Origin of the sequence: Sphingomonas citri (genome assembly GCF_019429485.1) — a bacterium.
Taxonomy (GTDB): Bacteria; Pseudomonadota; Alphaproteobacteria; order Sphingomonadales; family Sphingomonadaceae; genus Sphingomonas; species Sphingomonas citri.
Map to the genome: position 1 here is coordinate 185,105 of NZ_JAHXZN010000001.1, position 18,560 is coordinate 203,664.

At 70.4% G+C, this 18,560-nt stretch carries 17 protein-coding genes; 10 read left to right on the forward strand and 7 right to left on the reverse strand.

Annotated elements, in window-relative coordinates; all coding sequences use genetic code 11:
• Positions 1-125: 125 nt before the first annotated feature.
• The gene (gene aspS, locus KZ820_RS00930; protein ID WP_219746860.1) at positions 126-1,949 is read left to right on the forward strand and encodes an aspartate--tRNA ligase; all 1,824 of its coding nucleotides are present in this window, start codon (positions 126-128) and stop codon (positions 1,947-1,949) included.
• A gap of 174 nt (positions 1,950-2,123) precedes the next feature.
• Here the strand turns inward: aspS and KZ820_RS00935 are convergent, their stop codons facing one another.
• Complete coding sequence (locus tag KZ820_RS00935) at positions 2,124-2,753, reverse strand: carbonic anhydrase (RefSeq protein WP_219746861.1); 630 nt, start codon at positions 2,751-2,753, stop codon at positions 2,124-2,126.
• 54 nt (positions 2,754-2,807) lie between these two features.
• Between KZ820_RS00935 and lipA the strand changes: the two genes are divergently transcribed.
• A complete protein-coding gene (lipA, locus tag KZ820_RS00940; protein WP_183920357.1) occupies positions 2,808-3,728 on the forward strand; it encodes a lipoyl synthase in 921 nt (306 codons plus the stop codon).
• Positions 3,715-4,209, forward strand: a complete 495-nt coding sequence (locus tag KZ820_RS00945) for a type II toxin-antitoxin system RatA family toxin (protein ID WP_219746862.1) — start codon at positions 3,715-3,717, stop codon at positions 4,207-4,209. Before lipA ends, KZ820_RS00945 begins: the two co-directional genes overlap by 14 nt.
• Here the strand turns inward: KZ820_RS00945 and KZ820_RS00950 are convergent.
• The 3 genes from KZ820_RS00950 to KZ820_RS00960 are packed head-to-tail and all read right to left on the reverse strand — an operon-like array spanning position 4,137 to position 6,333.
• Positions 4,137-4,673 (reverse strand): CinA family protein, encoded by a 537-nt coding sequence (locus KZ820_RS00950; RefSeq protein WP_132907992.1) that lies wholly within the window; start codon positions 4,671-4,673, stop codon positions 4,137-4,139. The genes KZ820_RS00945 and KZ820_RS00950 overlap by 73 nt on opposite strands.
• Complete coding sequence (locus tag KZ820_RS00955; RefSeq protein ID WP_219746863.1) at positions 4,670-5,209, reverse strand: hypothetical protein; 540 nt, start codon at positions 5,207-5,209, stop codon at positions 4,670-4,672. The genes KZ820_RS00950 and KZ820_RS00955 overlap by 4 nt, the downstream gene beginning before the upstream one ends.
• Positions 5,206-6,333, reverse strand: coding sequence for a bifunctional 2-C-methyl-D-erythritol 4-phosphate cytidylyltransferase/2-C-methyl-D-erythritol 2,4-cyclodiphosphate synthase (locus KZ820_RS00960; protein ID WP_219746864.1), 1,128 nt, complete (start codon positions 6,331-6,333; stop codon positions 5,206-5,208). The genes KZ820_RS00955 and KZ820_RS00960 overlap by 4 nt, the downstream gene beginning before the upstream one ends.
• 81 nt (positions 6,334-6,414) lie before the next feature.
• Between KZ820_RS00960 and dusB the strand changes: the two genes are divergently transcribed.
• The 7 genes from dusB (at position 6,415) to hflX (ending at position 15,703) form a co-directional block, all read left to right on the forward strand.
• Positions 6,415-7,428, forward strand: a complete 1,014-nt coding sequence (gene dusB / locus KZ820_RS00965; RefSeq protein ID WP_219746865.1) for a tRNA dihydrouridine synthase DusB — start codon at positions 6,415-6,417, stop codon at positions 7,426-7,428.
• Positions 7,425-8,486 (forward strand): two-component system sensor histidine kinase NtrB, encoded by a 1,062-nt coding sequence (locus KZ820_RS00970; RefSeq protein ID WP_219746866.1) that lies wholly within the window; start codon positions 7,425-7,427, stop codon positions 8,484-8,486. The genes dusB and KZ820_RS00970 overlap by 4 nt, the downstream gene beginning before the upstream one ends.
• Positions 8,483-9,937 carry a nitrogen regulation protein NR(I) gene (ntrC, locus tag KZ820_RS00975; protein WP_219746867.1) on the forward strand — a complete coding sequence of 485 codons (1,455 nt, stop codon included), beginning with the start codon at positions 8,483-8,485 and terminating at the stop codon, positions 9,935-9,937. Before KZ820_RS00970 ends, ntrC begins: the two co-directional genes overlap by 4 nt.
• Positions 9,938-9,989: 52 nt before the next feature.
• Positions 9,990-12,239 (forward strand): sensor histidine kinase, encoded by a 2,250-nt coding sequence (locus tag KZ820_RS00980; RefSeq protein WP_219746868.1) that lies wholly within the window; start codon positions 9,990-9,992, stop codon positions 12,237-12,239.
• Between the two features lie 6 nt (positions 12,240-12,245).
• A complete protein-coding gene (gene ntrX, locus KZ820_RS00985) occupies positions 12,246-13,616 on the forward strand; it encodes a nitrogen assimilation response regulator NtrX (RefSeq protein ID WP_183920375.1) in 1,371 nt (456 codons plus the stop codon).
• 295 nt (positions 13,617-13,911) lie between these two features.
• The gene (gene hfq, locus KZ820_RS00990; protein ID WP_183943501.1) at positions 13,912-14,400 is read left to right on the forward strand and encodes an RNA chaperone Hfq; all 489 of its coding nucleotides are present in this window, start codon (positions 13,912-13,914) and stop codon (positions 14,398-14,400) included.
• A 10-nt stretch (positions 14,401-14,410) separates the two neighbouring features.
• A complete protein-coding gene (hflX, locus tag KZ820_RS00995; RefSeq protein ID WP_219746869.1) occupies positions 14,411-15,703 on the forward strand; it encodes a GTPase HflX in 1,293 nt (430 codons plus the stop codon).
• A gap of 155 nt (positions 15,704-15,858) precedes the next feature.
• Here the strand turns inward: hflX and mazG are convergent, their stop codons facing one another.
• The 3 genes from mazG to KZ820_RS01010 form a co-directional block, all read right to left on the reverse strand.
• Positions 15,859-16,617 carry a nucleoside triphosphate pyrophosphohydrolase gene (gene mazG / locus KZ820_RS01000; protein ID WP_219746870.1) on the reverse strand — a complete coding sequence of 253 codons (759 nt, stop codon included), beginning with the start codon at positions 16,615-16,617 and terminating at the stop codon, positions 15,859-15,861.
• A gap of 38 nt (positions 16,618-16,655) precedes the next feature.
• The gene (locus KZ820_RS01005) at positions 16,656-17,108 is read right to left on the reverse strand and encodes a VOC family protein (RefSeq protein WP_219746871.1); all 453 of its coding nucleotides are present in this window, start codon (positions 17,106-17,108) and stop codon (positions 16,656-16,658) included.
• Positions 17,109-17,179: 71 nt separating this feature from the next.
• Positions 17,180-18,514: an amidohydrolase gene (locus KZ820_RS01010; RefSeq protein ID WP_219746872.1), complete on the reverse strand. Its 1,335-nt coding sequence runs from the start codon at positions 18,512-18,514 to the stop codon at positions 17,180-17,182.
• Positions 18,515-18,560: the final 46 nt, after the last annotated feature.

Genomic DNA, 18,560 nt, shown 5'->3' on the forward strand with positions numbered 1-18,560 from the left:
GACGCGAGAGGGCGGCGACCATCCGACAACCGCCGTCGCGGCGCGTCGCCGGCCGCCGTGCCGCCGCTCTTTGCGGCGTCGGCGCCCGGAGCGAAGCGCGGCGCCGTAGCCAGAGTTTCCGCCCCATGCACGCCTACCGCTCCCACACCTGCGCCGCGCTGACCGCCGACGACGCGGGCCAGACCGTCCGCCTCTCGGGCTGGGTGCACCGCAAGCGCGACCATGGCGGCGTGCTCTTCGTCGACCTGCGCGACCATTACGGCGTCACCCAGATCGTCGCCGACAGCGATTCGCCCGCGCTGTCGCTGCTGGAGAGCGTGCGCGTCGAGTCGGTGGTGACGATCGACGGCGAGGTGAAGCGCCGCAGCGAGGCGACGGTGAACGGCGCACTCGCGACCGGAGAGATCGAGGTCTACGCGCGCGCCGCGACGGTGCAGAGCGCCGCGGCCGAGCTGCCGATGCCCGTCTTCGGCGACGCCGAGTATCCGGAGGAGATCCGGCTGCGCAACCGCTATCTCGACCTGCGCCGCGACAAGCTCCACGCCAACATCATGCTGCGCTCGAGCGTGATCGCCTCGATCCGGCGCCGCATGGTGGAGCAGGGCTTCACCGAGTTTCAGACGCCGATCCTGACCGCCTCGTCGCCCGAGGGCGCGCGCGACTATCTCGTGCCGAGCCGTGTCCACCCGGGCAAGTTCTACGCGCTGCCGCAGGCGCCGCAGATGTTCAAGCAGCTGCTGATGGTGGCGGGCTTCGACCGCTATTTCCAGATCGCGCCCTGCTTCCGCGACGAGGACGCGCGCGCCGACCGCAGCCCCGGCGAATTCTACCAGCTCGACTTCGAGATGAGCTTCGTCACGCAGGACGACGTCTTCGCCGCGATCGAGCCGGTGCTCCACGGCGTGTTCGAGGAATTCGCGGACTGGCAGGGCAAGGGGCGCACCGTCTCGGCGCTGCCGTTCCGCCGCATCCCGTACCGCGAGTCGATGCTCAAATACGGCAACGACAAGCCCGACCTGCGCAACCCGTTGATCATCAGCGACGTCGGCGCGCAGTTCGTCGGTTCGGGCTTCGGCCGCTTCGCCTCGATCGTCGAGGCGGGTGACGTGGTGCGCGCGATCCCGGCGCCGAACACCGCGGACAAGAGCCGCAAGTTCTTCGACGACATAAACGCCTGGGCGCAGGGCGAGGGCTATGCCGGGCTCGGCTATGCCACCCGCAAGGGCGGCGAGTGGGGCGGCCCGATCGCCAAGAACCACGGCGAGGAGAAGATGAACGCGCTCGCCGACGCGCTCGGTCTCGGGCCGGACGACGGACTGTTCTTCGCCGCCGGCAAGGAGGCGCAGGCGGCCAAGCTCGCCGGGCTGGCGCGCACCCGCGTCGCCGACCAGCTCGGGCTGATCGACACGTCGCGCTTCGAGTTCTGCTGGATCGTCGACTTCCCGATGTTCGAATATGACGAGGACAGCAAGAAGGTCGATTTCAGCCACAATCCCTTCTCGATGCCGCAGGGCGAGCTGGAGGCGCTGGAAACCAAGGACCCGCTCGACATCCTGGCCTATCAGTATGACATCGTCTGCAACGGCATCGAGCTGTCGTCGGGCGCGATCCGGAACCACCGCCCCGACATCATGTACAAGGCGTTCGAGATCGCGGGCTACACCAAGGCCGACGTCGACACCAACTTCGCGGGCATGATCAACGCCTTCAAGTTCGGCGCGCCGCCGCATGGCGGGTCGGCGCCGGGGATCGACCGGATCGTGATGCTGCTCGCCGACGAGCCCAACATCCGCGAGGTGATCGTCTTCCCGATGACGCAGAAGGCCGAGGACCTGATGATGGGCGCGCCCAGCTTCGTCTCGGCCAAGCAGCTCAAGGAGCTGAACATCAAGGTGACCGCCGAGCTGCCGAAGGACAGCGACGCGCTGGTGGCGCCCAAGGCGGGGTGAGGGGACGAGGGTAGGGGGTGTTGCTCGTTCCTTGAAGCTGTTCCCCGGCGGAGGCCGGGGCCCAGTTGGGCGGACGTCGGTGAATCCCGCCACGGCCTTCCCAACTGGGCCCCGGCCTTCGCCGGGGAACGGAAGAGGGTAGGGCGCCCCGTTCCCGCGAACGCCCCAGTCACCTCACGCCGGCTCGAAGTGGCCGTCGTCCTGCAGCACGCGCAGCTTGCCGTCGGCGATCGCGAACACCGCGCCGTGCAGCCGCAGCTTGCCCGCCTCGACGCGCTCCTGCACGAACGGGAAGGTCATCAGGTTCGCCAGCGAGACCTTGACGCCCTCCTGCTCCAGCGCGGTCTGACCCTCGGCGCCCTGGCCGTGCTCGTGGATCACCTTCTCGCGCGCGTCGTCGAGCAGGTCGATCCACGCCGCGACGAAGCCGCCGTGGCCCGGCTCGGCCTGCTTGAGGTCGCCCGACAGCGCCGCCTTGACGCCGCCGCACGCGCCGTGGCCGAGCACCAGCACTTCCTCGACCTGGAGCACGGTGACCGCGAACTCGAGCGCCGCCGAGACGCCGTGGCGCCCGCCGCCGGTCTCGAACGGCGGGACCAGCGCGGCGACGTTGCGCACCACGAACACCTCGCCCGGACGGCTGCCGAAGATGGTGGCAGGATCGACCCGGCTATCCGAGCAGGCGATCACCATCACCTTGGGCGACTGCCCGCTGGCCAGCTCGGTCCAGCGCTCGCGCTCCTCCAGCCACTCGTTACCGCGAAAGCGATAATAGCCGTCAATCATATCGTGGAACTTGCTCATTCGTCAGTTACCCTTCCGTTGTTTCGAAGACCGCCAGCCGCTATCTGCGACGGCATGAACGAGATGACTCCGCTTCCGGCTCCCGCGCGCCAGCGCAAACCCGACTGGATCCGCGTCAAGGCGCCCACCAGCGAGGGTTTCGCCGCCACGCGCGCGCTGATGCGCTCGAAGAGCCTCACCACCGTGTGCGAGGAGGCCGCCTGCCCGAACATCGGGGAGTGCTGGACCAAGAAGCACGCGACGGTGATGATCCTGGGCGACACCTGCACGCGCGCCTGCGCCTTCTGCAACGTCAAGACGGGCATGCCGCGCGCGGTCGACCCGATGGAGCCGCAGAACGTCGCCGACGCCGCCGCGCAGATGGGGCTGGAGCATATCGTCGTCACCTCCGTCGACCGCGACGACCTGCCCGATGGCGGCGCGCGGCAGTTCGTACGGGTGATCGAGGCGATCCGCCGCACCAACCCGACGACGACGATCGAGATCCTCACACCCGATTTCCGCAACAAGCACGAAGCCGCGGTGGAAGCCATCGTCGCGGCGCGCCCAGACGTGTATAATCACAATCTGGAAACCGTGCCGCGGCTCTACCCGACGATCCGGCCCGGCGCGCGCTATTACGCCTCGATCCGGCTGCTCGAGAGCGTCAAGAAGCTCGACCCGTCGATCTTCACCAAGTCGGGCATCATGCTCGGGCTCGGCGAGGAGCGGCTAGAGGTCCACCAGGTGATGGACGACATGCGCTCGGCCGACATCGATTTCCTGACGATGGGCCAGTATCTCCAGCCGACGCCTCGCCACGCCAAGGTGGCCGAGTTCGTGCCCCCCAAGGCGTTCGACGCTTATGCCGCGATCGCGCGCGCCAAGGGCTTCCTGCTGGTGGCGTCTTCACCGCTGACGCGGTCGAGCTATCACGCCGGCGACGATTTCGCGAAGATGCGGGCAGCGCGCGAGGCCAAGCTTGCCCAAGCATAGCGAGACCCGCCGGCTGCCCTACAGCCCCGAGCAGATGTTCGACCTGGTCGCGGACGTGCGCCGCTATCCCGAGTTCCTGCCCTGGGTGACCGCGATGCGCGTGCGCCGCGACGGTGACACCGAGACGCTGGCGGACATGATCGTCGGCTTCAAAGGGCTGCGCGAGACCTTCACCTCGAAAGTGGCCAAGGCGCGCCCGGACACGATCCGCGTCGAATACGTCGACGGGCCGCTCAAGTATCTCCACAACGACTGGCGTTTCCGTCCCGACGGGGAGGGCGGCTCGCTGGTCGACTTCACCGTCGACTTCGCTTTCAAGAACCGAATGTTCGAGATGCTCGCGGGGCAGGTTTTCGGCGTCGCGCTGCGCCGGATGATCGGCGCCTTTGAGGAGCGCGCGCGCGCACTCTACGGCGACTCGGTCGCTGGCTCCTCGTCGGGTTCGGGCAGCAGCAGTTCCAGCGCGCACAGCGCCGCCTGAAGTCGCACCCCGGCGCGGCCGAGGTCGCCGAAGAAGCGCTTGTCGGCGACCACGTTGGCGGGATCACCCGCGCGCTCGGCGCGCGCGAACACCACCGTCCCGACCGGCTTCTTCTCGGTCCCGCCGCCCGGACCCGCGACGCCGGTGATCGCCACCGCGACGTCGGCCTCGGACTGCGCCAGCGCCCCCTGCGCCATGCTCCACGCCACCGCGATCGAGACCGCGCCGAACGTGTCGAGCACGTCGCCGCTCACCCGTAACTGGCGCTGCTTGGCCTCGTTGGAATACGTGATGAAGCCAGCGTCGAACACGTCGGACGAGCCTGCGATCTCGGTCAGCGCGGCGGAGACGAGCCCGCCGGTGCAGCTCTCCGCCACCGCGACGCGGCGCCCGGCGGCGCGATTGGCCTCGATCACGCGGCGCGCCGCGTCGACCAGCTGCTGCGGAAGAACGTCGTCGCTCACGGCGCGGTCGCCGCCGCGCAGACCGGCAGGTCGGGGATCGCGTCGCGCTTGCCCTTGCTCTTCTCGGCCTTGAGATATTGTAGCGTCGCCACGACGATGCCCGCGGTGTTGCGCGCCGGCAGCGGCTCGAGCAATGTCACCAGCCGGTCGAGCGTCCCGCAGTCGCCGCGCTGGATCCGCCCGGTGATCTGCGGCGCGAAGAGCGAGGTCAGCATCGGGCGCGCATAGTCGCTCAGCAGCAGCAGTTCCACCGCCGGGTCGCTGAGCTTGGCGATCGCGGTGCGCGCCGCGGGCCAGGCGCGGTCGGCCTCGCGGTCATATTTCTGGAGCAGGGCGCTGTCCGACTTCCGCAGCAGGCTGGAGGCGGGCAGCGCGGCACAGACGCGACCGGCGTCGCGGATGATCTCGGGCAGGGCGACCAGCGCGATCGACTCGGCGTCGGTGCTCGACAGGCAGCGGTCCTGCGCGGCGGCGGGGGGCGCGGCGAGCAACGCGACGACGGCGAGCGCCGCGGCGAGCGAGGGGAGGCGGCTCATGCGTCGAACCCGCCGGGCAGCGTGACAGTCGCGACCGCCTGCGCGGCAATCCCTTCCCCACGGCCGGTAAAGCCGAGTCGCTCGGTGGTGGTCGCTTTCACGCTCACCCGATCGGTCGAGAGGCCGAGAAGTTCCGCGATCCGCGCCTGCATCGCGGCACGGTGCGGGCCGATCTTGGGCGCCTCGCACATCAGCGTGAGGTCGACGAAGGTGACGCGCCCGCCGCGTGCCTCGACCAGCGAGCGAGCGTGCGTGAGGAACTGTCCCGATTCGGCACCGCGCCATCGCGGATCGCTCGGCGGGAAGTGCGTGCCGATATCGCCCGCCGCGATCGTGCCGAGCACCGCGTCGGTGATGGCGTGGAGTGCGACGTCGGCGTCGCTGTGGCCGGAGAGACCCTGGTGGTGCGGGATCAGCACGCCGCCGAGCCACAGCTCCTCGCCGTCCTCGAGCCGGTGCACGTCGAAGCCGCTCGCCGAGCGGGTCTCCACGCCGACGCGCGCCGCCGCGGCGGTGAAATCGGCGGGGTAGGTGATCTTGTCGAGCATCATGTCCCCTTCGACCTGCGCCACGCTCAGCCCGAGCGCGCGCACCATCTGGGCGTCATCGGTCGCGGAACCGCCCTCCCACGCCGCGTGCGCGCGCGCCAGTGTGGCGGCGTCGAACGCCTGCGGCGTCTGCACGCGCGCGAGCGTCTCCCGCGCTATCGTGGCACCGTCCGTCGCTACAAGCGTGTCGGCGACCGGCAGGACCGGAATTGCGCCGGGTGCATCCTTGAGCGTGGCGAGCAGGCGGTCGATCACCGCGTGCGGCACGAACGGTCGCGCCGCGTCGTGCACCAGCACGCGCGTCGCGCCAGCGGCGGCCTCGAGCCCCGCGCGCACCGAGTCACGCCGCTCGAAGCCGCCGATCACCCATTCGGCGCTGGGCACCGCCGCCGCGAGCAGCGCCTGCTGCCCCGCGCCGATCACGACGATCACGCGATCGATCGCCGGGTGTGCCGACAGCGCGGCATGGCTCCACGCGATCATCGGCCGGCCCGCGACGGGCGCATATTGCTTGGGCGCGGCGCTGCCGCTGCGCGAGCCGCTGCCGGCGGCGACGATGAGGGCGACCGTGGTCATGGCGGCGCGCCCTAGCCGCTCCGCGCCGACCTTGCCAGACCGGTGCGCGTCGACTACCTGCCCATTTTTCGAGCAGCAGCGATGAATCAGCCTCTTCCTCCCCGGCTCACGCCGATCCGTGTCGGCGAGGTGAGCGTCGACCAGCCGGTCGTGCTCGCGCCGATGACCGGCGTCTCCGACCAGCCGTTCCGCACCCTGGTCCGCCGCTACGGCTCGGGGCTCAACGTCACCGAGATGATCGCGAGCCAGGCGGCGATCCGCGAGACGCGCCAGTCGCTGCAGAAGGCGATGTGGCACGTGTCGGAGGAGCCGGTGTCGATGCAGCTGGTCGGCTGCACCCCGCACGAGATGGGCGAGGCGGCGCGGCTCGCGCGCGACAAGGGCGCCGCGATCATCGACATCAACATGGGCTGCCCGGTCCGCAAGGTCACCAATGGCGACGCCGGCTCGGCGCTGATGCGCGACCTCGGGCTCGCCGCGGCGATCGTCAAGGAAGTGGTGCGCGCGGTCGACGCGCCGGTGACGCTCAAGATGCGGATGGGCTGGTGCCACGACAGCCTCAACGCGCCCGAGCTGGCGCGCATCGCCGAGGACCTCGGCGTCCGCATGGTCACGGTCCACGGCCGCACCCGCAATCAGATGTACAAGGGTAGCGCCGACTGGGGCTTCGTCCGCTCGGTCAAGGAGGCCGTGTCGATCCCCGTGATCGTCAACGGCGACATCTGCGGGATCGACGACGCCGAGACCGCGCTGGCGCAGTCCGGCGCGGACGGCGTGATGATCGGCCGCGGTGCCTACGGCCGCCCGTGGCTGCTCGGCCAGGTGATGCACTGGTTCGCCACCGGCGAGCGCCGGCCCGACCCGACGCTCGACGAGCAATATGCCGTGATGTCAGAGCATTACGAAATGATGCTGAGCCACTATGGCATCGTCACCGGCGTCAATATGGCGCGCAAGCACATCGGCTGGTACACCAAGGGGATCCACGGCTCGGCCGAGTTCCGCAACGCGGTCAACCAGGAGCCCGACCCCGAGCGGGTCAAGGCGATGCTCGCCGACTTCTACGCGCCGCACCGGATGCGGGACGCCGCGTGAGATCGACGCAGCGCGGGCCGAGCGAGGCCGAGCTGCTCGCCGCGCTGCCGGTCGCGGTGTTGGTGGTCGACCCGGACGATCGCGTCGAACGCGCCAACGCCGAGGCGGAGACGCTGCTCAACCTCTCCGAGCGAGCGATGCGCGGACAGACCGTCGCCGAGCTGCTCGGGGTGGCCGACGCCGAGACGCGGCGCGCGGGACACGCCTTCGCCGCCTTCGACATCGAGCTGGAGATGCGCGGCGGTGTCCGCATACGCGTCGACCTGGTCGAGGCGGCGGTGGTCGACCAGCCCGGCTGGCGCACGATCACGCTCCACCATGCCGCGGCGTCGCGTCGGCTCGGCGTCTCGGGCGACCGAGCCGCGGCGGCACGCGCCGCGGTCGGGGCGGCGGCGATGCTGGCGCATGAGATCAAGAACCCGCTGTCGAGCATCCGCGGCGCCGCGCAGCTGATCGCCGACGGCGCGTCGCCAGACGAACTCACCGGCCTGGTCATCACCGAGGTCGACCGGATCGCCGCGCTGATCGATCACATGGAGGATTTCACCGATACACGGCCGCGCGAGGTAGCGCCGCTCAACATCTACCCGCTGCTGGCGCACGCGCGCGGCGTCGCGTTGGCGGGGTTCGCGCGCGACGTGCCGATCGAGGAACGCTACGACCCCTCGCTGCCGCCGGTGCTCGGCAACCGCGACGCGCTGCTCCAGGTGGTGCTCAACCTGCTCAAGAACGCCGCCGCGGCGCTGGGCGAGCGCGGCGAGCGGCGCATCACCCTCACCACCGCCTATCGTCACGGCATCACCGTGGCGACCGGCAAGGGGCGCGAGCGAGTCGCGCTGCCGATCGAGCTGTGCGTGATCGACACCGGGCCGGGCGCGCCCGACGACATCGCCGACCATCTCTTCGACCCGTTCGTCTCCGGGCGACCCGAGGGCAAGGGGCTGGGGCTGGCGTTGGTCGACAAGCTGGTGCGCGACATGGGCGGGATCGTGCAATATGCGCGCGAGGGCCAGCCGCACCACACCGTCTTCCGCCTGCTGCTGCCGCGCGCCGCGTGACCGGCGGCAAGGTCCTGATCGTCGACGACGACGACGCGGTGCGCACCGTGGTGGCGCACGCGCTGCGTCGCGCCGGCTATAGTGTGCGGACCGCCGCCAGCCTCGCCGACATGGCGCGCGAACTGCGCACCCACCCGCCCGACGTGTTGGTCACCGACGTGGTGCTGCCCGACGGCGACGGCATCGACCATGCCGGCCGGCTCGCGAGCGAGCGCCCCGACATGCCGGTGATCGTGCTCTCCGCGCGCAACACGCTGACCACCGCGGTGCGCGCCACCGAGGCGGGGGCGTACGACTATCTTCCCAAGCCGTTCGACCTCGACACGCTGACGCGCACCGTCGCCGCGGCGCTCAAGCGCGGCGGGGCGGCGGCGGAGGACCGCGTCGTCGAGGAGGAGCAGCTGCCGCTGATCGGCCGCTCGCCCGCGATGCAGGACGTGTATCGCGTCATCGCGCGCGTGATCTCGAACGATCTGACGGTGCTGGTCTCGGGCGAGTCGGGCACGGGCAAGGAGCTGGTGGCGCGCGCGATCCACGATCTTGGCGCGCGGCGCGGCGCGCCGTTCGTGCCGATCAACATGGCGGCGATCCCGCGCGAGCTGATCGAGGCCGAATTGTTCGGGCATGAGCGCGGCGCCTTCACCGGCGCGGCGCAGCGCAGCGCCGGCCGCTTCGAGCAGGCTGCCGGGGGCACGCTCTTCCTCGACGAGATCGGCGACATGCCGATCGAGGCGCAGACGCGGCTGCTGCGCGTGCTCCAGTCGGGCGAGTTCACCACGGTGGGCGGGGCGCGCACGATCCGCGCCGACGTCCGCATCGTCGCCGCCACCAACCGCGACCTACAGCAGGCGGTCGCGGGCGGGCAGTTCCGCGAGGACCTCTATTACCGCCTCAACGTCGTGCCGGTCGCGCTGCCCACGCTGCGCGAGCGCCGCGGCGACATCGCCGAGCTGGCGCGTCATTTCCTCGACCGCGCCGCCGAGGCGGGGCTGCCGCGCAAGACGCTCGCCGCCGAGGCGGTCGCCGCGCTCGAGGCGCACGATTGGCCCGGCAACGTGCGCGAGCTGGAGAACCTCATGCGCCGCCTCGCCGCGCTCTCGCGCGACGACCGGATCGGCGCGGCCGAGGTGGTGGCGACGATCGGTGCCGCGCCCGCGCCCAACGCCGGCCTCTCCGAGGCCTTGCCCGATCCCGGCATCGAGGCGGCGGTCCGCGCGATGATCGAGCGGTTGGCACGCGAGGAGCCGGGCGCGCTCGACGACGGCTCGCTCTACGATCGCGTGATCGGCGCGGCGGAGCGCCCGCTGATCGCGGCGATGCTGGCGCGGCACGGCGGCAACCAGCTGCGTGCCGCCCGCGCGATCGGGCTCAACCGCAATACGCTGCGCAAGCGGCTCGACGCGCTCGGGATCAGCCCGGGCGCGCGCGCGGCGGGATCGGACGAGCCATAAGCTCCCGAAATATGTGTTCTCTGTGCAACACCGATGTTGTAGCGGGGGAGCGATGATCGCGGGAGTCACTCCCTCCTCTTCCACCACGTCGTCCGCCCGTCGGCGGCCGACGGTGACGCCGGCGCTGGAGCTAGCGGTGCTCGCGGTAGCGGTCGCGATCGGCGTGGGCAGCTATTTCTCGGTACGTAGCGAGGGCGGCACCGCCGCGCTGATCGAGCCGCCGGTGGTCGCGCTGCTGCTCGTCGCCAACCTCGTCGCAGGCATCGCGCTGATGATCCTGCTGGGGCGGCGGATCGCGCTCAACCGCGCCGCGCGCTCGCCCGTCGGCGGGGAGGGGCGGCTCCATGTCCGACTGGTGCTGCTCTTCTCGCTCGTCGCCGCGGTACCCGCGCTGCTGGTGACGATCTTCGCCTCGCTGCTGTTCCAATACGGTGTCCAGTTCTGGTACTCGGACCGCGCGCGCGGCATGTTCGAGAACGCCGCCTCGGTGGCGCAGGAGAGCTATCGCAACGAATCGGACCGGGTCGGCCGCGAGACGATGACGATGGCGGGCGACCTCGCCGACTATCTCCGCGCCGACCCGATCGAGAGCAAGCGGTTCGCCGCGGGCCTCGCCTATCAGCTGTACCTCCGTAACCTGTCGGAGGCGTTGATCGTTCAGCGCGGGCAAGACGGCGAGCTTCGGACCCGCGCCCTGGTCAACCCCTACGACCGGCAGCTCGAGCGAGTCGTCACCGCGCCGATGATCGACCAGATCGAGGGCGGGGCCGCCTCGGTGGTGGTGCGCTCGGGCGACCGCGTCGGCGTGCTGACTCGTCTCGACTATCAGCCGCACACCTATCTCTACTCGGCGCGCGTGTTCGACCCGCAGCTCGCCAATCAGCTCAACCGCGGCGCGGCGGTGCTCGCCGACTATCGCCAGCTGATCGCGCGCGCGCGCTCGCTCCAGCTCCGGTTCAACGCCGCGCTGCTGATCGTCTCGCTGCTGATCGTCGGCGTCGCGGTGTGGATCGCGCTCGCGGTCGCGGACCGGCTGGTGCGCCCGGTCGGCGAGCTGGTGGACGCCGCACGCCGCGTCGAGGGTGGCGATCTCGCGGCCCGCGTGCCCGAGACGCCGGCGCGCGACGAGGTCGGCACGCTCGCCAACGCCTTCAACAGCATGACGGCGCGGCTGGAGACGCAGAACACTGCGCTGGTGACCGCCAACACCCAGCTCGAGAACCGTCGCGCGCTGATCGAGGCGGTGATGTCGGGCGTGTCGGCGGGGGTGATCTCGATCGACTCGCAGGATCGCACGATCCGACTGGTCAACAGCTCGGCGCAGACTTTGCTGGGGCTTGACGCGCCGCCGGTCGGCCGGGTGCTGCGCGCGGTCGCGCCCGAGCTCGACGCGATGCTCGACGAGGGCGCGCGCGAGGCCAACGTCCAGCACAATGTCCAGGGGGAGATGCGGACCTTCGCGGCGCGGATCGCGCGCGACGGCACCGGACCGATCATCACCTTCGACGACATCACCCAGCAGCTGACCGATCAGCGACGCGCCGCCTGGGCCGACGTGGCGCGCCGCATCGCGCACGAGATCAAGAACCCGCTCACCCCGATCCAGCTCGCCGCCGAGCGACTACAACGCCGCTACGGGAGCAAGATCGAGGCGGGCGACACCACCTTCGCGCGGCTGACCGACACGATCGTCCGCCAGGTCGGCGACCTGCGCCGCATGGTCGACGAATTCTCCTCCTTCGCGCGCATGCCCAAGCCCGTGTTCCGCGAGGAAGCGCTGGTCGACATCGCGCGCCAGACGATGTTCCTCCACGAGGTGGCGCATCCCGGCATCCGCTTCGTGCTGGAGCATGATGAGCCCGCGCCGACCCTGGTGTGCGACCGTCGCCAGATCGGCCAGGCGCTCACCAACATCGTCAAGAACGCGGTAGAGGCGGTCGAGGCCGCCGACGTCAGCGAGGGCGCGGTGACGATGGCGCTGCGTGAAGGCGAGGGCCGGGTCGTGATCGAGGTGGCCGACACCGGCGTCGGCCTGCCGCTCGAGCGCGACCGTATTGTCGAGCCCTACATGACGACGCGCGCGCGCGGCACCGGCCTGGGGCTCGCTATCGTTAAGAAGATCGTGGAGGAGCATTTCGGCACGATGACCTTCGCCGACCGCGCCGGCGGCGGCACCGTGGTGACCCTGTCGTTCGACGCGTCGCTGCTCGCCCCGCTCGCCGCCGAGGATTCTGTCCCGCCCGGTGCGGGCTCCACCGACGACGATCGCACGATCGCCGCTTTGACCAGGAATCGGATCTAGACAGCTATGGCGATCGACATCCTCGTCGTGGACGACGAACTCGACATCCGCGAACTCGTGGCCGGTGTGCTCGAGGACGAGGGCTATGAGACCCGCATGGCCGGTGACAGCGACGCCGCGCTGGAGGCGATCGCGACGCGTCGCCCCAGCCTGGTGCTGCTCGACGTGTGGCTGCAGGGCTCGCGGCTCGACGGGCTTGACCTGCTCGAGGAGATCAAGCGGCGCGATCCCTCGATCCCGGTGCTGGTGATCTCGGGCCATGGCACGCTCGACACCGCCGTCGCCGCGATCCGCAAGGGCGCCGCCGACTTCATCGAGAAGCCGTTTCAGGCCGAGCGGCTGCTGCTGATGGTCGAGCGCGCGACCGAGACCGAGCGGCTTCGCGCCGAGGTGGCGAGCCTGCGCGCGGCCTCGGGGCGCGGCACCGATCTCACCGGCAGCTCCACCGCGGTCAACGCGGTGCGCGCGACGCTCAAGCGAGTCGCGGGGACGGGCAGCCGCGTGCTGATCGTCGGCCCCGCCGGTGTCGGCAAGGAGGTGGCGGCGCGGCTGCTCCACGGCTGGAGCCAGCGCGCCCACGCCAATTTCGTCATCGTCAGCACGGCGGGCATGAGCCCCGACCGGGTCGAGGAGGAATTGTTCGGGGTAGAGGAGGGGGGCGACCTCGTCCGCACCGGGCTGCTCGAACAGGCGCATGGCGGGACATTGTTCCTCGACGAGATCGCCGACATGCCGCAGGCGACCCAGGCGCGCATCCTGCGCGTGCTGACCGACCAGAGTTTCACGCGCGTCGGCGGGACTCGCGTGGTCAAGGTCGACGTGCGGGTCGTCTCCGCCACCGCGCGCGACCTCTCGCTGGAGATCGCCGAGGGCCGCTTCCGCGAGGATCTCTACTACCGCCTCAACGTGGTGCCGGTGACGATCCCGCCGCTGGCGGAGCGGCGCGAGGACATCCCCGCCCTGGTCGAGCATTTCGTCGCGCATTACGCCGCCGAGCGTCGCGTGCCCGTGCCCGAGATCGCGACCGACGCGCTGGTCGCGCTCCAGTCCTACGACTGGCCGGGCAATGTGCGCGAGCTGCGCAACGTGGTGGAGCGGACCATCATCCTCGCCCCCGGCGACCGCATCGGCCGCATCGACCTGGATCTCCTCCCCGCCGAGGTGCTCGGCGGCCACGACGCCGGCCCGGGCGCGACCGCGATCATGGGGGCGCCGCTGCGCGAGGCGCGCGAGACTTTCGAGCGCGAGTATCTGCGCGTCCAGATACGGCGCTTCTCGGGCAATATTTCGCGCACGGCGAGCTTCATCGGCATGGAGCGCTCGGCGCTGCATCGCAAGCTCAAGCTGCTCGGGATCACCGAGACTCGGGAGGAATAAGCAGTCAGGACCTTACCTCAGCGCGCGCCGTTCGTGCTGAGGAGAGGGTGAGCTCGTCGAAGCCTCGTCTCGAAGCACCGCCACGACCGGTGTAGCTGCGCTTCGAGACGGCGCTTCGGCTTCGCTCAGCGCCTCCTCAGCGCGAACGTGGGTAAGACAGGCGCCCGTGATCACCCCACCTAGACGCGCCCGCGGCGGAACCCTATTTTACGCTCGCCGCTTACAGCGCGGCACGTCCGACGCCGGCAACGGCGCACCCCGCGGGGAACCTCCCGCCAAGAACAAGGACCCTTCAATGGCCGACAAGCAGACCTCGCTCCAGGACCTGTTCCTCAACGCGCTGCGCAAGTCCAAGACTCCCGTCACGATGTTCCTCGTCAAGGGGGTCAAGCTCCAGGGCATCGTCACCTGGTTCGACAACTTCTCGGTGCTGCTGCGGCGCGACGGCCAGTCGCAGCTGATCTACAAGCACGCGATCTCCACCATCATGCCCGCCGGCCCGATCGACGTCGCCGGCATCGTGGGGCAGCTCGGCGAGGGCGGCAAGAAGCAGCTGTTGCAGGACATCTTCCTCTCCGCGGTGCGCAAGTCGGAGGACCCGGTCACGATGTTCCTCGTCAACGGCGTGATGCTGCAGGGTGCGATCGCGGGCTTCGACCTGTTCTGCATGCTGCTCCAGCGCGACGGCATGTCGCAGCTGGTCTACAAGCACGCCGTCTCGACGATCCAGCCGTCGCGCCCGCTCAACCTCGCCGAGGAGCAGGCCGCGGGGGAGGACGAGTGAGGAAGTCCGCATGAGCGGCGGCTTCGAGCGCGACCGGGACGAATTCTCGCGCGGTGCGCGGGCGGTCGTGGTCTATCCCGACCTGGGCGGCTCGTCGCGCGACGCCGAGGCGCGGCTGGAGGAGACCGCCGGGCTCGCCGAGGCGATCGGCGTGGTGGTCGCCGATCGCGTCGCGCTGCGCATCCGTACGCCGCGGGCCGCGACGCTGATCGGCGCGGGCCAGATCGAGGAGCTCGCCGCGCGTGCGCGGATGGAGGAGGCCGGGCTGGTCGTCGTCGACGGCAGCCTCACGCCGATCCAGCAGCGCAACCTCGAGACCGCGCTCGAGACCAAGGTGATCGACCGGACCGGTCTGATCCTCGAGATCTTCGGCGAGCGCGCCGCGACCGCCGAGGGGCGGCTCCAGGTCGAGCTGGCGCACCTCGATTATCAATCGGGCCGGCTGGTGCGCAGCTGGACCCACCTCGAGCGCCAGCGCGGCGGCTTCGGCTTCCTCGGGGGCCCCGGCGAGACCCAGATCGAAGCCGACCGCCGCCTGATCCGCGACCGCATGGCGCGGCTGCGGCGCGAGCTGGAGCAGGTGACTCGCACCCGCGGGCTCCACCGCGAACGGCGCCAGCGCGCGCCCTGGCCCGTGATCGCGCTGGTCGGCTACACCAACGCGGGCAAATCGACGCTGTTCAACCGCCTCACCGGCGCGCACGTGATGGCGGAGGACCTGCTCTTCGCCACGCTCGACCCGACGCTGCGGCAGATCAGCCTGCCCGGCATCGACAAGGCGATCCTCTCCGACACGGTGGGCTTCGTCTCGGAGCTACCGACCCAGCTGGTCGCGGCGTTCCAGGCGACGCTGGAAGAGGTGGTCTCGGCCGACCTGCTGATCCACGTCCGCGACGTGGCGCATCCGGATACAGCGGCGCAGAAGGCCGACGTCGAGGGCGTGCTCGCCGATGTCGGCGTGAGCGAGACCACGCCGCGGATCGAGGCGTGGAACAAGCTCGACCTGCTCCACGGCGAGGCGCGCTCCGAACTGCTCGACGAGGCGGCGCGGCGCGACGACGTGGTGGCCTTGTCGGCGCTGAACGGGGAGGGGGTCGACGAGCTGATCCGGCACGTCGCCGACCTGCTGACCCAGGGCCACCAGCGCTATGCCATCGCGCTCGACGCGGGTGACGGCGCGGGGGCGGCCTGGCTCCACGCCAACGGCGAGGTGCTCGACCAGCAGGTCGAGGGCGACCGCGTGCGCTACGAGGTGCGCATGGCGCCCGCGGTACACGAGCGCTTCCTGTCGCGGCAGGGGTGAGGAGAGCGTTGCGCGACGGTGCTTCGAGACGGCACTTCGACGAGCTCAGTGCCTCCTCAGCACGAACGGCGCGTCGTGAAACGAGCGAGTGCCTCCGTTAGCGCTGAGGAGAGGCTGAGCCTGCCGAAGCCTCGTCTCGAAGCGTTGTCGGCCTCTTACCCCGCCTTCACCCGCTGCCATAGCGCCTCTTTCTCCTCCAGCGGCAGCGCCGCGAAGCCGGCGCCGCCAGCCGCCTCGATCGCGCGGAAGCGGCGCTCGAACTTGGCGTTGGCCGCGCGCAGCGCCTGCTCCGGATCGACCCCGAGGTGCCGCGCCCAATTCACCACCGCGAACAGCAGGTCGCCGATCTCCTCGACGCGCTCGGCCTGATCGCGCGCCTCCTCTACCTCGATCAGTTCCTCGTCGACCTTGGCACGCGATCCGCTCGCGTCGGGCCAGTCGAAGCCGGTGCGCGCCGCCCGCTTCTGCAACTTCTCCGCGCGAACCAGCGCGGGCAGCGCCACCGCGACGCCGTCGAGTGCCCCGGCCGCGCCCTTGTCGGCGCGCTCGGCCGCCTTGACCTCCTCCCAGAGGTGGTGGCCGCCCTCGGCCAGGTCGCCGAAGATATGCGGGTGGCGGCGCTCCATCTTGTCGCTGATCGCGGCGGCGACATCGGACAGGGCGAAGGCGCCTTCCTCCTCCGCGATGCGGCTGTGAAAGACAACTTGCAGCAGCAAGTCGCCGAGTTCGTCGCGCAGCTCGTCGATCGCACCGCGCTCGATCGCGTCGGCGACCTCATAGGCCTCCTCGATCGTGTAGGGCGCTATCGACGCGAAGGTCTGCGCCCGGTCCCACTCGCAGCCGCCCGGGCCGCGCAGACGCGCCATGATCGCCGCCAGCCGATCGATCTCGGCGCTCGTTCGCTGCTCGCTCATGCCGCCGCGCTAGCAGCCGACGACGCGCGCGGCCAGCGTCAGCGCGGCGGGCGGTCGGCGGCGTCGTTGACCTCGATCCAATAGCCGTCCGGGTCCTGGGTGAAGATCTGGCGGACACCGTCGGTGCGCGTGCGCTTGATCTCGCCCACCTTGCCGGCATAGTCGGTCCAGGTTCGGCCGGTCTTCTTTAGGTAGGCGATCACGGGATCGAGGTCCCTCACCGTCAGCGCGAAGTGGATGATGCGTGGGGGCGGGGTGAACGGCACCTTGATCGCCTGGATATGCAGCTCGACGCCGTTGCCCAGCCGCAGCCAGCGCGGACCGCCCGGCGCGGCGTCGAGCGCCGCGGGGATCTCGCTCAGTCCGAACGCCTCCTTGTAATAAGCAACGCTGCGCGCCTGATCGGTGACGTTGATCGCGACATGGTTCATCGTCGCCTGTGCCATCGCCGCGACCGGCACCAGCCCAGCCATCAAGACGAGCGCTGCCAAGAAAAACCGCATTATCCTCTCCACGTCGGTCCTGATATCGAGCTCCCGCGGCGCAGGAGCCCGCGACCCACTCAGCCCGGGCTCGGCTGGCCCGGCTTGAGCAGCTCGAGCACCGCCGCGGTCATCGCGGTGGCGCCAGTGGTCACCACCGCGCGCGGGTCGACCTTGAACAAGGGCGAGTGATGCGACGGCACCGGCGGCCCGCCGTTGGCCGCGGCGTCGAACGCCGCCTGCTGGGTGCCGCCGACCGCGAAATAATAGCCCTTCACGCCGAGCTCGGGCTGGACGAAGGCAGCGAAATCCTCCGCGCCCATGCCCTTCTGCTGGAACGGGATCACCTTCTCCGCACCCAGCGTCGTCGCCATCACGCCGTTGAGCCGGCGCGCCAGTGCGGCGTCGTTGATCGTGGTCGGCGTGCCCTCGATCACCTTGACCACCGGCATTTTGTCTGCGGGCATGCCGTTGAGCTCGCCGATCCCGCGTGCGACCCGCTCGATACCGACGAGCAGCTGCTTGCGCGTCGCCTCGTCGTTGGCTCGGACGGTAACCTGCAGCTTGGCCTCGTCCGAGATGATGTTGTGCTTGAGCCCGGCGTGGAAGCTGCCGACGGTGATCACGCCGGGGCGGAGCGGCTGGCGCTCGCGGCTGATCAGCCCCTGCAAGGCAATGACGAGCTGGCTCGCCATATAGACCGGGTCCTTGCCGGTGTGTGGGCTCGCGCCGTGCGCGCCGATCCCGGGAACGGTGATGTCGACGCTGTCGGACGAGCTGTACTGGATGTCCTCGGACGCCGAGACGGTGCCGGCCAGCCCTTCCGAGTTGGAGTGATAGGCTAGCGCGTACTGCGGCTTGGGGAAGCGCGTGTAGAGCCCGTCGCGCAGCATCGCCGCGGCGCCGCCGACACGCTCCTCGGCGGGCTGGACGATGAAGACGACTGTGCCCGCCCAGCGGTCTTTGAGCGCGGCGAGCCGGCGCGCGGTGGCGAGCAGGCCGACGATATGCGTGTCGTGCCCGCAGGCGTGCATCACCGGCGCCTCGACACCGTCGACGCCGACCTGGCGCGCCTTGCTCGCGTTCGGCAGCCCCGACTTCTCCTCGACCGGCAGCCCGTCCATGTCGGCGCGGACCAGCACGACCGGCCCCGTGCCGTTGCGCAGCACGCCGACCACGCCGGTGCCGCCGACCTTGTCGGTCACCTGCATCCCCGCGACCGCGCGCAGCGCCGCCGCCATCTTGGCCGCGGTGCGCACCTCCTTGAACGAGAGCTCGGGGTTGCGATGGAAGTCGTCCCACATCGCGCCGAGTGTCTTGTCATAGTCGGCGCCGATCGCCGCGGCATAATCCGGTGCGGCGAGCGCGGGCGTGGCGACGAGCGACAGCGCGGTCGCGGCGAGCAGGTAGCGCATGTGATTTCCCCTTTGGCGCCCAGCGTAGCGGCAGCGCGATGCGACG